This window comes from Allorhizobium sp. DMC15, assembly GCF_056314065.1.
The window spans coordinates 953491-967021 of record NZ_JBQUZB010000002.1; the positions used below are offsets into that span (position 1 = coordinate 953491).

13 protein-coding genes are annotated in these 13531 nt (G+C 60.8%); 4 read left to right on the top strand and 9 right to left on the bottom strand.

The window, feature by feature from the left end; genetic code table 11:
• Positions 1 to 10 precede the first annotated feature (10 nt).
• From ACT53S_RS13180 to ACT53S_RS13200, 5 genes are read right to left on the bottom strand one after another with little or no spacing between them, the layout of a single operon-like run.
• Complete coding sequence (locus ACT53S_RS13180; RefSeq protein ID WP_476067318.1) at positions 11 to 1450, bottom strand: M81 family metallopeptidase; 1440 nt, start codon at positions 1448 to 1450, stop codon at positions 11 to 13.
• A 13-nt stretch (positions 1451 to 1463) separates the two neighbouring features.
• Complete coding sequence (locus ACT53S_RS13185) at positions 1464 to 3395, bottom strand: beta-N-acetylhexosaminidase (protein ID WP_476067319.1); 1932 nt, start codon at positions 3393 to 3395, stop codon at positions 1464 to 1466.
• Positions 3396 to 3420: 25 nt separating this feature from the next.
• On the bottom strand, positions 3421 to 4197 hold the full coding sequence (locus ACT53S_RS13190; RefSeq protein ID WP_476067320.1) for an SDR family oxidoreductase: 777 nt from the start codon (positions 4195 to 4197) through the stop codon (positions 3421 to 3423).
• A gap of 32 nt (positions 4198 to 4229) precedes the next feature.
• The gene (locus tag ACT53S_RS13195) at positions 4230 to 5096 is read right to left on the bottom strand and encodes a MurR/RpiR family transcriptional regulator (protein WP_476067321.1); all 867 of its coding nucleotides are present in this window, start codon (positions 5094 to 5096) and stop codon (positions 4230 to 4232) included.
• A gap of 16 nt (positions 5097 to 5112) precedes the next feature.
• Positions 5113 to 5499 carry a RidA family protein gene (locus ACT53S_RS13200; RefSeq protein ID WP_113375820.1) on the bottom strand — a complete coding sequence of 129 codons (387 nt, stop codon included), beginning with the start codon at positions 5497 to 5499 and terminating at the stop codon, positions 5113 to 5115.
• Between the two features lie 112 nt (positions 5500 to 5611).
• Between ACT53S_RS13200 and ACT53S_RS13205 the strand changes: the two genes are divergently transcribed.
• Genes ACT53S_RS13205 through ACT53S_RS13220 form a run of 4 tightly spaced genes read left to right on the top strand, consistent with a single transcriptional unit; the run spans position 5612 to position 9198 of the window.
• Positions 5612 to 6103: a hypothetical protein gene (locus ACT53S_RS13205; protein ID WP_476067322.1), complete on the top strand. Its 492-nt coding sequence runs from the start codon at positions 5612 to 5614 to the stop codon at positions 6101 to 6103.
• 38 nt (positions 6104 to 6141) lie between these two features.
• Positions 6142 to 7623 (top strand): M81 family metallopeptidase, encoded by a 1482-nt coding sequence (locus ACT53S_RS13210; RefSeq protein ID WP_476067323.1) that lies wholly within the window; start codon positions 6142 to 6144, stop codon positions 7621 to 7623.
• Positions 7623 to 8711, top strand: a complete 1089-nt coding sequence (locus ACT53S_RS13215) for a D-TA family PLP-dependent enzyme (RefSeq protein WP_476067324.1) — start codon at positions 7623 to 7625, stop codon at positions 8709 to 8711. The genes ACT53S_RS13210 and ACT53S_RS13215 overlap by 1 nt, the downstream gene beginning before the upstream one ends.
• Before the next feature lie 52 nt (positions 8712 to 8763).
• Positions 8764 to 9198: a GFA family protein gene (locus tag ACT53S_RS13220; RefSeq protein WP_476067325.1), complete on the top strand. Its 435-nt coding sequence runs from the start codon at positions 8764 to 8766 to the stop codon at positions 9196 to 9198.
• Positions 9199 to 9268: 70 nt separating this feature from the next.
• Here ACT53S_RS13220 and ACT53S_RS13225 read toward each other — a convergent pair whose 3' ends face one another.
• From ACT53S_RS13225 to ACT53S_RS13240, 4 genes are all read right to left on the bottom strand, one after another.
• Positions 9269 to 10399, bottom strand: coding sequence for an ABC transporter ATP-binding protein (locus ACT53S_RS13225; RefSeq protein WP_476067326.1), 1131 nt, complete (start codon positions 10397 to 10399; stop codon positions 9269 to 9271).
• Positions 10400 to 10502: 103 nt separating this feature from the next.
• Positions 10503 to 11705 carry an ABC transporter substrate-binding protein gene (locus ACT53S_RS13230; protein WP_476067484.1) on the bottom strand — a complete coding sequence of 401 codons (1203 nt, stop codon included), beginning with the start codon at positions 11703 to 11705 and terminating at the stop codon, positions 10503 to 10505.
• A gap of 79 nt (positions 11706 to 11784) precedes the next feature.
• Positions 11785 to 12645, bottom strand: coding sequence for a carbohydrate ABC transporter permease (locus tag ACT53S_RS13235; RefSeq protein WP_113375813.1), 861 nt, complete (start codon positions 12643 to 12645; stop codon positions 11785 to 11787).
• On the bottom strand, positions 12642 to 13526 hold the full coding sequence (locus tag ACT53S_RS13240) for a carbohydrate ABC transporter permease (RefSeq protein WP_113375812.1): 885 nt from the start codon (positions 13524 to 13526) through the stop codon (positions 12642 to 12644). The genes ACT53S_RS13235 and ACT53S_RS13240 overlap by 4 nt, the downstream gene beginning before the upstream one ends.
• Positions 13527 to 13531 lie beyond the last annotated feature (5 nt).

Consider the following 13531-nt stretch of genomic DNA (forward strand, 5'->3'; position numbering starts at 1 on the left):
AATCAGTGTCTCAGGAGAATCGCGTGGAAAAGAACACCTTCGGCGTATAGCTGAAATCCTTGACGAAGGGATAGCTCGGCTGATGACGTCGATGGCTCGGCAGGTTCTCGATATCCTGATTGATCACACCATCCGTCAGCGCCATCAGGTTGGGATTGGCGATCGGCGCAAGCTCCGGCGAGAGGTAGCCCGACTTGACGACGAGCAGCCGAACCTTGGTCGGATCGAGACCAAGACGGGTGAAATCCGCGATGTTGTGATAGGGCCTGCGCCGCGACGCGAGCACCAGCGTAATGTCACCGATCCTGACGACGGCCTGCTGTTCGGCCGCCGCACCGGGATCGTCTAGGAACACCACATCCGCGTCCACCTCGACTGACGGGCTTGCCGGATCGAGCGAACCGCCAACCTTCAGCGATACCCGTGCGCCTGCACCGGCTGCGAAGCAATGCTCGACGGCGGGGCGATCCGTGATGCCGGCAATCAGGACCTCATCGATCGACCGCGTCAGAAGCGCCTTGAGCACATCTGCCCGGTCGCCCACCCCACCACCGGTCGGGTTGTCGCCGGAATCCGCCAGAATAATCGGCCGTGTTTCCGTGCGCTCGGCAATGTCGAGCATGTCCTCAAGCGGACCTGTGACCGGGCCAAAGCGGAAATCCTCGCGCGCGTCCCAATAGGACTGCGCGATTGCAGCCGTGATCTTTTCCGCCGCCGCCTTATCGACGGCCGTCACGACGGCACAGGCCGTGCCGCGCGGCTCGTCAGCCCAGACATAGCCGACCATCAGGTTGGCATCCCAGATACCGGGCACGGCGTCATGCTCCGGCAGCTTCAGATAAAGGCTCTTTGCCGGCTCGTCCTCGGTCGAGGTGCGCTCACCGGGCAGGAGAACAGGCACCGGCGCCCAGGCAACGCCCGGCTTCTCGCCGGTCTTCAGCGACCGCACCAGCATTGACCAGGCCCGGACCATGGTCTCCCGCACATCGATATGCGGTGCCGTGCGATACCCGGCGAAGATATCGAGCTGATCGACGATTTTCTGCGTGACGTTACCATGCAGGTCGTAGCTCGCCGCAACCGGCACATCAGGACCGACAACGGCGCGAGCCGCAGAGATCCAATCACCCTCGGCATCATCCATGCCCTCGACATTCATGGCGCCATGCATGGCAAGATAGAGACCGTCGATCGGCAATGCCGCCTTGAGCCGGTCGAGAAACTCCGCCTTGAATGCTTCGTAGGTGGCACGTGCCACTGGGCCGCCCGGCACTGCACGCGCATGCAGCAGCGGCAGATGCTCGACGCCATCTGCATGGAGAAAGTCGAAGTATTCATGTGCCAGCAGGTCCGCCCCGCGCAGCACGCGAAAATCCTCCGGCTGCATCAGGACGGGAGACGAGGTTGAGCATTCGGTATGGATACCGCCGACGGCGATGCGGAAAGTCATGAGATTCAGATCCTCAGTAGCGGGGGCTCAGGCGGACGATGGCCGCAAAGCGCAGCCAGTCCTTGTTCTCTTTCGGCGTCCACGCGGCCTCGGCAATGGCCGGAAGACGCGGGAAGACGAGATGGTTGAAATAGTCGCGTGTCAGGAAGTGCTCAGACCAGATGCAGGCCTGGACACCCCGCATGCGCGGCGCAAGCTCCGACGGGAACTCTGCGACCGCTTCATAGGTATAGGTATGCTTGGGTGGCACGGTCCCGGCCCAGCTGCCACCCGGCTCCTGGAAGGACTCGTCCTGCACCATGTCGAGATAATAGGCCTGTCCCGGTGTCATCACGACGTCATAGCCCTGACGCGCCAGTTCCAGCCCGACCTCCGGCTTCTGCCAGGCCATCAGCAGTGTGCCATCGGGATCGACACCGCCGCCATGGCTGACTTCATCCCAGCCAGCGAGCTTGCGGCCGCGCTCGGCGAGCATCTTCTGGATCCGCTTCATGAAATAGCTCTGCAGCCCGAAGGTCCCTTCGATCCCTTCCTGCTCCATCAGCTTGCGCGCAAGCGGTGAAGCCATCCAGGTATTGGCTGCAACCTCGTCGCCGCCGATATGGATGAGCTCGGATGGGAAGAGCGCAACCATCTCGTCGAAGACCTTGCCCAGCACTTCATAGGTATATTCGATCGCCGGGTTCAGCGCATTGTTCGGATAGCCCTGCACCGAGCGATAGCTGTCCGGTGCTTCCTGTCCATCGACCAATTCCGGCAGTGCCACAAGCATCGCTGTACTGTGGCCTGGTATGTCGATCTCCGGAACCACCTCGACCTGAAGAGCTGCCGCATGGGCAACGATGTCGCGCACCTCGTCCTGGGCATAGAAACCACCGACCGGCTCGGCGCCATTGCCGAGCTGCGGCAGGAGCGGTTCGTCCGGTCCGCGCAGCACGCCAATGGTTGTGAGCTGCGGGAAAGCCTTGATTTCCAAACGCCAGGCTTCATCGTCGGACAGATGCCAGTGGAAGGTGTTCATCCGGAACCAGGCCATGATGTCGATCAGCCGCTTGACGTCAGCGACCGGGTAGAATTGGCGGGAGACATCCAGATGGCAACCGCGCCAGCCGTAACGGGGCTTGTCGGTGATCGTGCCCGAGACCGGAAAGCGGAAGGTACCCGGCTGCGTGCGGGCGCCATGCAGCATCTGGGCAAGCAGGGTGAGCGCGTATTGCAGCCCGGCGACATCGCCATAGGTCAGCGTGATGCCGTCAGCGGCAAAAGTGAGCGTGTAGGCGGAGGCGCCCAGCGCCTCGTCGGCACGGAACGTGATCGCCCGCCCCTGATGCACCGGGGCAAGAGACAGAGGCGCATGACCGGCGGCAAACAGGCGGCAGAAGAGCCGCAAGACATTTTCGACTTCCCGCAACTCGACGAGAGAAGAACCGCTGGCGGGATAGAGCGCGACGGGCAAGCCGTCGCCCGCCACAAGCTCGGAGGAGACCGGCCAGGGCAGCATCGCGAAAGGCTGCGTGACCTGCCCCTCCGGCAGAAGCGGCGGCGGCGGCGCGCTGTCACCACCCCCGAGCATCAGGTCAGCAACCGCCACAGCCGCATGTTGACCAGTCGACAGCGTGATATAGGCGGACTTCGCACCATCCGTCCGGTGCTTGGCTGCGCGCCAGAGACCGCCGACGCGGAAGGTCCAGGAGGCGCCGGGTTCGAGGACAAAGCCCGCTGGCGGCGCAAATTGATGGAAGTTTGCATTGCGCTTCAGGAAGACGGCATTCTCGAGGATCGGCTCCTGCGTATCCTTGACGCGGGTCAGCGACGTGTAGGCGAGCTTGAAATCGGTAAGCGCCACATCGGAGAGATTGACCAGCGTGAAGACGAAGGCGCCGCAGTCGTCGCCCTCCACCGGATGCCACGCGTTTTCGAGACGGAACTGAACGGCTGTTGCCATGGGGAATGCTCCTGGCTTTTCGGTATCAATAATTGTCGGATTGCGAGAAGGTTCGGGCGAGCTCGGCCTGACCGGCCGTCAGACCGCAATCGACGGGCAGGCAAACGCCGGTGATGGCCGCCGCCTGATCGCTGGACAAGAAGAACACGGCATTGGCGATGTCCTCAGCCGTCGCGATCCGGCGCAGCGCATACCAGCGCTTGGCTTCCTCGAAGACTTGCGGATTGGCGGCAGCGCGCGCCTCCCAGGCCTGGGTGCGAACCGTGCCAGGGGCGACCGCATTGGAGCGGATGCCGTATTTACCGTATTCGACGGCAATCAGCTTGGTGAGGTGAATGAGCCCAGCCTTGGCGGCGCTATAGGCCGGGTGACCGAAGATGGCCATGCCATTGACCGAGGAAATGTTGACGAGCGCGCCCTTCGACGCCTTGAGCGCCTCCTCAAACGCGCGGAAGCAGAGAAAAGGAGCCTCGAGATTGAGCGCATTATCCTTGCGCCAGATCTCGCCGTCGGTGTCGCCAAGGCTGACGGCGCGCGCAGCACCCGCATTATTGACCAGCGTATGAACCAGCCCCTGGCCGGCCACGCGAGCAGCGGTCTCGGCCAGATACTTCTCGTCCGTCACGTCGCAGGTGAGCGGCACGAAGCGCGGATCGCCACCGAGCTCAGTGATTGCCTTGTCCAATGCCGGACCATCGAGGTCGAGCAACACAACGACGTCATGGCTGTCGGCCAGACGCTTGGCGATCGCCCGTCCTATATCGCCGGCAGCACCGGTTACCACGGCAACCTTATGCGTCACGGCGGATCTCCGACAAGGATGCGAGCATGGGATTAGTCTCCGAGAAGTTGCCGGTCGTCCCCGCCATCGCGGTGTTCGATCAGCTGTTGTTTGATATGGCGCAGCGTCACCTGCGACTGCTTGCGATTGCGATAGGCGACGAGGCTGGCGATCACATCGACGACGGCGAGATAGGCAAAGCGGGTGGAGGTCGGCCGGAAAATGTTGTCGCCCTCCGGCAGGTCGATGCCGATCACAAGTTCGGAGGCCTCCGCCACCAGACTCTGGCTCTGGGTGAGCGCAATGGTGGTGATCCCGTTCTCGCGTGCGAGCCTGAAGCACTTGACCAGCTCGCTATTACGCCCAGAGAACGACGAGCCGATCAGAACGTCGTTAGACCGCGCGGCGGCCGTCAGCATCAATTGCATATTGTGGTCGGCAGAGGCCGTGACGCGAGACCCGAGACGGAAGAGGCGATTCTGGATCTCGCTTGCTATCATCGAGGAATTGCCCCCGGAGCCGAAGGCATAGACCATTTCGGCCCGGGCGAGCCGGTCCGCAACCTTGTCCAGAACAATGGGATCGAGTGCCCGATGCACCATGAACATGGCATTCTGGGCCTTGGTGATCACGTCGGTCGCCACATCGGCGGGATCGGTGCTCTTCGTTTCCGGATTGAGATAGCGCACCCCGACATAGGCCGTGCGCGCCAGGTTGACCTTGAAATCCGCAAAGCTCTGGCAACCCAGCCGCCGGCAAAAGCGCGTCACCGTTGGCGGCGACACTTCCGCCCGCTCCGCAAGTTCGATGATCGAGGCATTCACGGCGAAGTCGAAGGAGTTGAGCAGGATATCCGCAATGCGTTGCTCGGAGGCAGAAAACTGCCCCACTTCTTCCTGTATGCGCGCGAAGATATCCAATGCCCCAACCCCTCAGCTATTTCGAGGGTTTGTAAGCTACGCAGTCGATTTCGACCTTGCAATCGACCATCATGGACGCCTGTACACAGGCGCGCGCCGGGGGATGCTCACCGAAATACTGCTGGTAAATCTTGTTGAAGGTCCAGAAGTCCCGGGGATCGTCAAGCCAGACGCCACAGCGCACGACGTGTTCGACGCCGTAGCCGGCCTCTTCGAGGATCGCCAGCACGTTGGCGATCGTCTTGTGGGTCTGTTCAATAATACCGCCGGGAATGATCTCCCCGTCTTCCATGGCGACTTGACCAGAGACATAGAGCCAGCCGTCAGCCTCGACCGCGCGTGCAAACGGAAGCCGCTGCCCGCCTGCTCCTGCCTTCTCCGCTCCGTAACGCTTGATCGTCATTCGCCCCTCTCATGCAAATTATTTTCTTCGATCGTTGACAAACCACCATAGAAAACGGATTTTGACCAGACAAAAACGGTGATCATGAAAAGAATTTCAACACGGGGATGAAATGCGCGATCCTTTCCTCAATCCATTTCCGGCATCCGACACCGCACGTCACGCCATCTGGGAAATGCTGGTGCCCCGCGACATCGACGCTTTCCTGGCTGCCGACTGGAGCATGGTTGCCGGCGATTTCGTTGAAGAGGGCTTCATCGGCATCAGCGGCAATCGCGATCCGAACCCAGACAACTGGCGCCTTGCCTTTCCCAATCTCGCCGCCTACCGCGACGAATGGCTGAAGCAGGCAAAGGATTTTGCCGCACAAAGTTACGGAGAAGACCCGCGCAGGGCGATCTTCTCCACCACGACCCTGGAAGAGATCGAACTATCGGGTGAAACCGCGCTGGTGCGCAAGAAATTCGACGGCGGCATCAGGAAGGCCGACGGCAGTCTGGATGTCATGCGCTGGCAGACACTTTATTACTGCCGCCTGCACGACGGCCGCTGGAAGATATCCGGCTTCACCGGCTATCTGCCCAACCCGATGGGCAGGCCATAACGGCGCCCTTCCCGTTCATCACTTCAGGAGGTCGACCCTTGCGCATCTTCACAGCCGCGCTTGCAACGGAAACGAACACATTCTCCCCGATCTGCATCGACCGGCGCGCCTTTGAGGAATCGCTCTACGCCCCGCCTGGACAGCATCCCGCAACCCCGACGCTCTGCACGGCGCCGATCACCGTTGGGCGAAAGGTCTGCGCCGCAAAGGGCTGGACGCTAATCGAGGGTACGGCGACCTGGGCTGACCCGGCGGGATTGGTCAATCGGCAGACCTTTGAGAGCCTGCGCGACGAAATTCTCGGCCAGTTAAAAGCGGCCATGCCGGTCGACGCAGTGGTTCTCGGCCTGCATGGCGCCATGGTCGCAGACGGATATATGGACCCGGAAGGCGACCTGCTGACACGCATCCGCGAGATCATCGGCCCGGATATCCTGCTTTGCGCCGAACTCGATCCGCACAGCCATCTCACGGCCAAGCGCGTGGCAGCGGCCGATTTCTTCGTCGTCTTCAAGGAATTCCCCCACACGGATTTCGTCGATCGTGCCGAAGATCTGTGGCGCATCGCGGTCGACACCCTAGAAGGCCGCGTGACGCCGGTCATGTCGGTCTTCGACTGCCGAATGATCGATGTTTTCCCGACATCGCGCGAACCGATGCGCAGCTTTGTTGACAGGCTTATGGCCATGGAAGCCGATGATCCCGAGATCCTTTCGCTCTCGGTCATCCATGGCTTTATGGCGGGCGACGTGCCGGAAATGGGCACAAAGACCATCGCCGTGACCGATGGCAACAGCGCAAAGGGAGAGGCGCTCGCCCGCGAACTGGGATTGGACCTCTTCGCCAAGCGCGGCACCTTCATGATGCCGCAGATCGACGAAAAGGCTGCACTCGACCAAGCGCTCGCCATCACCAAAGGTCCGGTGGTCATCGCCGATATGTGGGATAATCCCGGCGGCGGCACGGCCGGAGACGCGACTGTGATCCTAGAGGAAATGCTGGCGCGCGGTGTGACCAATGCCGCCGTTGGTATGATCTGGGACCCCATTGCTGTGCAAATCTGTATGGCAGCCGGCGAAGGCGCCGAGATCCCGCTGCGCTTTGGCGCGAAATCGGCCCCCGGCACCGGGCATCCGGTCGATGGACTGGTCAAGGTGGTGAAGGTCGTGCCCAACGCCGAGATGCGCTTCGGCGACAGCATCGCCCCGTTTGGCGATGCCGCCCACATTCGTCTCGCCGGTATCGACATCGTGTTGTCGAGCGTGCGAGTCCAGAGCTATGACCCGTCACTCTTTACCGCACTCGGCATCGATCCGACGCAAAAGCACCTTCTGGTGATCAAGTCCACCAATCATTTCTACGCCGCTTTCTCCAAGATCGCATCCGAGATAATTTACTGTGCGGCGGGGACGCCCTATCCCAACAATCCGGCCAAGACCGCCTATCGCCATGTACGTCGGGACATCTGGCCGATCATGGCAAACCCGCATGATGCACCCCAAGGCAGCGAGGCCGCATAATGGAACGCCCATACCCGAAAATTGGCCAGCCGATTTCAAGTCTGTCGACACCGCTTCCTTTGATTGACGAAGATCGATTGGGCGCGAACATTGCGCGGGTGCAATCCTATATGGACGGCCACGGCATTGCCTTCCGCCCGCACATCAAGACCCACAAGATCCCCTCCATCGCTGCAGCACAGATGCAGGCCGGCGCCAAAGGCATCAACTGCCAGAAGATTACCGAAGCCGAGGTCTTCGCTGACGCCGGTTTTGAGGATCTGCTGATCACCTTCAACATTCTCGGCAGCGAAAAACACCAGAGATTGATCGCACTGAATGCCCGCATCTCCGGCCTGAAAGTCGTCGCAGACAGCGAGGTAACCGTGCGCGGCCTTTCCTGCGCCTTTTCCCAGACGCGCCCGCTCACTGTTCTCGTCGAATGCGACACCGGCGGCGGTCGCTGCGGCGTGCAGAGCCCGCAAGCCGCCATTGCGCTGGCCGAGATAATCGCCGCCGCCCCCGGGCTCACCTTCGGCGGCATCCTCACTTATCCCAAGGCGGACAGCGAAGAAGCCGTCGAAGCCTTCTTCGCCGCCGTCATCGCCGGCCTGTCCGCGCGCGGCATTGCCTGCCCCATCGTCTCCAATGGCGGCACTCCCAGCCTGTTTTCCGCACACAAAGTGACCTCGGCCACCGAGCATCGCGCCGGCACCTATGTCTACAACGACCGCGCCATGGCCCGCTCCGGCCACTGCACGCTGGACGACTGCGCCATGCACATCCTCGCCACCGTCGTCTCTCGCCCGACGGAAGATCGCGCCATCCTCGATGCTGGCTCCAAGGCCCTGACCTCCGACCTCCTCGGCTTCACCGATTACGGGGTCATCGTGGAGTATCCTGAGGCCTTGATCACAGGGCTTTCGGAAGAACATGGCACGGTCGACCTCTCGAAAGTGGCTGGCAGCAGACCCGAGATTGGGGAAAAGGTGAGGATCATCCCAAACCACACCTGCGTCGTGTCCAACCTCTTCGACATCATGACATTCCACCGTGACGGCGTCGTCACCCGTGTGGAGCAGGTCGCCGCACGCGGCTTGGTCTGGTAGCGGCTTGCAGACCGGACGTTCTTCCCGATAGTTTGACGCCGGGAGAACGATGATGGCAATCGAGATGAGGTCCGGAAAGGCCAAGCGTCTGAGGGGTGGCTGCATGTGCGGTGCCGTGGCCTACACGGTCTCCGAGAAGTTTCTCTACGCAATCAACTGCCACTGCTCGAAATGCCGCCGCACGACGGGCTCCGCCTTCAAGCCGATTGCCGGCGTGGCGGTCGAGGATTTCAATGTCACAGAGGGACGGGACAGTCTCTTTCGCCACGGCGATCCTGACGGTATCCACGACATGCACTGCCGGACCTGCGGTTCGCTGGTCTATTCGTGGATTGCAGAAAACGGCACGGTGAAAGTGCATGTCCCAATGGGTACCTTGATCGACACACCGTCGATGAGGCCCTCCATGCACATCTTCGTAGGCTCGAAGGCGCCCTGGTATGAGATCCTGGACGACCTCCCGCAATTCCATGGCTTCCCGGATTAAAGCTACGAATGTCAAAGGGAAAAAAGGTCCGCCCGAGGGCGGACCAGGTTTGGCCTTGGCCGGGAGGAGATTATTCGGCGGCGGTCACCGATGCGGGAAGTCCGAGCGTGCGCCAGTCGATGCGGCGCTCCAGTGCCTGCCCGTCGGCGTCGAAGAGATGGCAGTCGGCCGCCATGATACCCGTCGTCATCGGCTGCTCGGCGCGAACCGGGGCCGATCCCGGAAGCAGCGCGCAATAGGGTTCGCCACTGGACAAAGAGGCATAGGCGATGGTGTTGATCCCCAGCCGCTCGATGACGGCGGGCGTGACTGTGATGTTGAGGTCACCGTCACTCAGCCGCGTATGCTCAGGCCGGATGCCGAGCGAGAGGTTCTTGCCAACGAGATCGGGACGGCCATCGACCGGGATCAGCACAGTCTGGCCATCGTAGGAAATCGTCACGCCTGCTGCGTCTACGCCGACACAGGTAACCGGCACGAAATTCATCTTCGGATTGCCGATGAAGCCCGCGACAAAGATGTTCTGCGGCTTGTGATAGAGTTCGAGCGGCGCACCGACCTGGGCGATGTTGCCGGCATTTAGCACCACGATCCGGTCGGCCATGGTCATGGCTTCGATCTGGTCGTGGGTGACATAGATCATCGTTGCTTCGAGATCGCGATGCAATTTGGTCAACTCGATGCGCATATCCGCGCGCAACGCAGCGTCCAAGTTCGACAGCGGCTCGTCGAAGAGGAAGATTTTCGGTTCGCGAACGATCGCACGGCCGATCGCAACGCGCTGGCGCTGTCCACCGGACAGCATGCCCGGACGTTGCTCCAGGCGATGCTCAAGCTGCAGGATCTTGGCGACCGCCCCGACCTTCTGCCGAATGGTTTCTTCCGGGAGTTTTTCGACGCGAAGCGGAAACGCGATGTTCTCGAAGACCGACATATGCGGATAGAGAGCATAGGACTGGAAGACCATGGCAATGCCGCGCTCGACCGGCGGCTTGTCATTGACCCGCTCGGCATCAATCACAATGTCGCCATCCGTTGTATCGTCGAGGCCTGCGATCATCCGCAACAGCGTCGACTTCCCACATCCCGAGGGACCGACGAAGACGACGAACTCACCGTCCTTCACTTCGAGATCGACACCCTTGATCACCTCGAAATGCCCGAACGACTTGCGCACCTTGTTGAGAAATAGCTGTCCCACGACTTCTGTCCCCGCGTGCCGGTCTGTCAAAGCGACCGGCCTGATCATTGTCAATTAAAGTCCGCGGGCCGAAGCCGGCCCGCGGAGCCTCGTCCAGACGAGATTACTTGTACTGTTCGAGTTCGCCGGCAGCCTTCTTGAGGGCAGCCTCCGGCTCGGCCTTGCCGGTGACAACCGACTGGACCATCTCGATCATGACGTTCTGGAAGCCCTTGTAGTCGGTGAAGAGCGGCTCCGGACCACCATAGGCGATACCGTCGATGAACGGCTTCCAGAAGGGCTCGTTGGCGACGAACTGGTCGACGACAGCACCCGGGCGCAGCGGGGTGAGGCCTGCGCCTCCCTGCAGCTCGTATTCATGCTGGATATCGGTCGAGGTGATGTATTTGGCGAATTCTGTAGCCTTTTCCTCGACGCCCGAACCCTTGAAGATGGCGAGGCTGTCGGTGATGAGAAGCGTGCCTTCACCCTTCGCAGACGGACCCTTCGGCAGCGGAGCCACGCCCCAGTTGATCTTGGTGTCCTTCAGGCGATAGGCGGCGCCCGAACCGGCCTGGATCATGCCGACCTTGCCATCGAGGAAGATGGCGCGGATTTCGTTCTGTTCATAAGCGGTCGCACCTTCGACGGAGTAAGGCGTAATGTCCTTGTAAGCCTGCAGAGCGGCCAGAACTTCCGGGCTGTCGATGACGATCTTGTCGCCGTCGATGACCTTGCCGTTGTTGGTGTAAACCCAGTGCATGAACTGGTGCATGGTGTTGTCGAAGGTCTTGGCCGGCAGACCGTAACCGGCAGTCCCGGTCTTTTCCTTGATCTGCTTGGCGAAGGCAATTTCTTCTTCCCAGGTCTTCGGCGGGGTTTCCGGGTCAAGGCCGGCAGCCTTGAACAGGTCCTTGTTCCAGTAGAGAGCCTTGGTCGAGAAGGCGACCGGAACGCCCCACTGGGTGTCTTCGAAAGTCACGGTGTCGACGATGTTCGGATAATAGGAAGCCTTTTCCTCATCCGTCATCGGAACCGGAACGATCAGGTCGTTCTGGGCGAATTCCTTTAGCGTGCGCGAGCCGACATAGGCCATGGCAACCGGGGTGCCGGCAACGGCGAGCGTCGTAGCCTTGTCCTGGCACTGTTCCCAACCGACAACTTCCGGCTTGACCTTCCAGCCTTCGTTCTTGCCTTCCCATTCCTTGATGTACTTCTCGTGGATCGGGTCGATCTTATCGCCGCAATAGATCCAGGAAATCTCCTGGTCGGCAGCCAGCGTCGTCAGCGCCGAGCTGGCCAGCAGGACAAACGAGCCTGCGAGCATGGTCAGTTTTTTCGTCATCGGTAATTCCCCTTTGTTGACAGGTTGAAGGCGTCCGGTTGACCCGAATTTTATTGGCAGCTCACTTGATCGCCCCGGCGGTCAAGCCGCTGACGAGATAGCGCTGCAGGAAGAAGATCACGATCATCGCCGGCGCAATGCCGACGAAGCTTGCGGCCATCAACTCGTTCCAGATGACTTCCTGCCGGCCGAAATAGGCAAACAGCCCGATCGGCAACGGCATGTATTCCGTCTTGGAGTTGAAGGTGAGGGCGAAGATGAACTGCTGGGCATAGGCGCCGATGAAGGTCGTGATGGCGACCACGGCGATGCCCGGCGTGGCGAGCGGCAGGACCACGCGCCGGAAGGTGTAGAAATAGCCGGCGCCATCGACATAGGCCGCCTCTTCCAGCTCGCGCGGAATGCGCATCATATAGGTGCGCAGCAACCAGATGGCGGACGGAATGAGGAAAGCGACACCCGGCACGATCATGGCGAAATAGGTGTTGAGCACGCCAAGCGACCGCATCAGCCGGAAGAGCGGGATCAGCAGAACCGCGCCCGAGAACATGTTGACGGCGAGAAACGCACCGAGGAGCTGACCGCTTCCCCTGAATTCGAAACGGGCAAAGGCATAGGACGCCGGAACGACGAGGATCAAGACCACTACAGTTGCGACGGTCGAAATGAAGAACGAGTTGAAGATGTAACGGGCAAAACCGGGCACGCTGACCCACATCGTCCGGTAGGCTTCGAACGAGCCGTTTTCCGGCCAGAAACGGTAAGGCGAGGAAAACAGCTGGCTGAGCGGCTTCAGCGACACCAGGAAACCTTCGACGAAAGGCGCGAGCACGAAGGTCAGGAAGACGGCGATGCCCGCATAGATGCCGATCAGCTCATACCACTTGTAGCGATTGATCAGGGCTGTCTTGTCGTAGCTCATCGGGCGTGCTCCTGGGAAAGCCGGCTCGTCACACGGAAATAGGCAAAGCAGAAGATCGACAGGAAGATGCAGATCAGCACGGCGCGTGCGGCACCCTCGCCATACTTCTTCGAGCCGATGGCCGTGTGATAGGTATCGATGATCATGGTGGTGGTCTCGCCGCTCGGGCCGCCGCGCGTGAGAATCCAGATGATGTCGAAGGAATTGAAGGTCGCGATGAGTGACAGCATCGACATGGTGATCATGGCGGGCAGGATCAAAGGTAGCGTGATCCGGCGGAAGCGATAGCCGCGGCCGGCGCCATCGGTCCAGGCAGCCTCATAGAGGTCTTGCGGGATCGCCTGCATGGCCGCCAGCATGTAGAGCGTCACCATCGGCACACCGATCCAGACATCGGTGAAAATCGTCGCCCAGAAGGCCGTCGAGCCATAGGCCAGGAAGGCAACGGGACCATCGACCAGGCCCATGCGCTGCAACACGCCGGAAATCATGCCGAACTGGCCGTTATACATCCAGCCCCACATGAAGATGCCGATCGCCATGGGCACAATCCAGGGCGGCATCGTCAACACACGGAAAAGCGTACGGCCGGGGACCGCCGAGTTCAGCATTGCCGCGCCGAATGTACCGATGATCATCTTGATGGAGACGGAGAAGAAGGTCCAGATGAAGGTGCGCACGATGACCGTGCCAAAGGTATCGTTGAAGATCTTCTCGTAATTTACCCAGCCGACCCAGTTGGTCGTCTTCTTCAGCGACGCATCGGTAAAGGAGAGGATGAAAGTCTCGACCAGCGGGTATGCAACGATAACCGTGATATAGAGAAGAGCCGGCGCAATCAGCAACCAGGCAAAGAGGATGGCGCTTCGGCGAGCTTGCATCCGAC

What these genes read in the sequence shown, in the direction of transcription:
- ACT53S_RS13240 (WP_113375812.1), bottom strand. Translation starts at nt 13,526, where the DNA reads ATGCAAGCTCGCCGAAGCGCCATCCTCTTTGCCTGGTTGCTGATTGCG.
- ACT53S_RS13220 (WP_476067325.1), top strand. Translation starts at nt 8,764, where the DNA reads ATGGCAATCGAGATGAGGTCCGGAAAGGCCAAGCGTCTGAGGGGTGGC.
- ACT53S_RS13235 (WP_113375813.1), bottom strand. Translation starts at nt 12,645, where the DNA reads ATGAGCTACGACAAGACAGCCCTGATCAATCGCTACAAGTGGTATGAG.
- ACT53S_RS13205 (WP_476067322.1), top strand. Translation starts at nt 5,612, where the DNA reads ATGCGCGATCCTTTCCTCAATCCATTTCCGGCATCCGACACCGCACGT.
- ACT53S_RS13215 (WP_476067324.1), top strand. Translation starts at nt 7,623, where the DNA reads ATGGAACGCCCATACCCGAAAATTGGCCAGCCGATTTCAAGTCTGTCG.
- ACT53S_RS13185 (WP_476067319.1), bottom strand. Translation starts at nt 3,395, where the DNA reads ATGGCAACAGCCGTTCAGTTCCGTCTCGAAAACGCGTGGCATCCGGTG.
- ACT53S_RS13230 (WP_476067484.1), bottom strand. Translation starts at nt 11,705, where the DNA reads ATGCTCGCAGGCTCGTTTGTCCTGCTGGCCAGCTCGGCGCTGACGACG.
- ACT53S_RS13200 (WP_113375820.1), bottom strand. Translation starts at nt 5,499, where the DNA reads ATGACGATCAAGCGTTACGGAGCGGAGAAGGCAGGAGCAGGCGGGCAG.
- ACT53S_RS13180 (WP_476067318.1), bottom strand. Translation starts at nt 1,450, where the DNA reads ATGACTTTCCGCATCGCCGTCGGCGGTATCCATACCGAATGCTCAACC.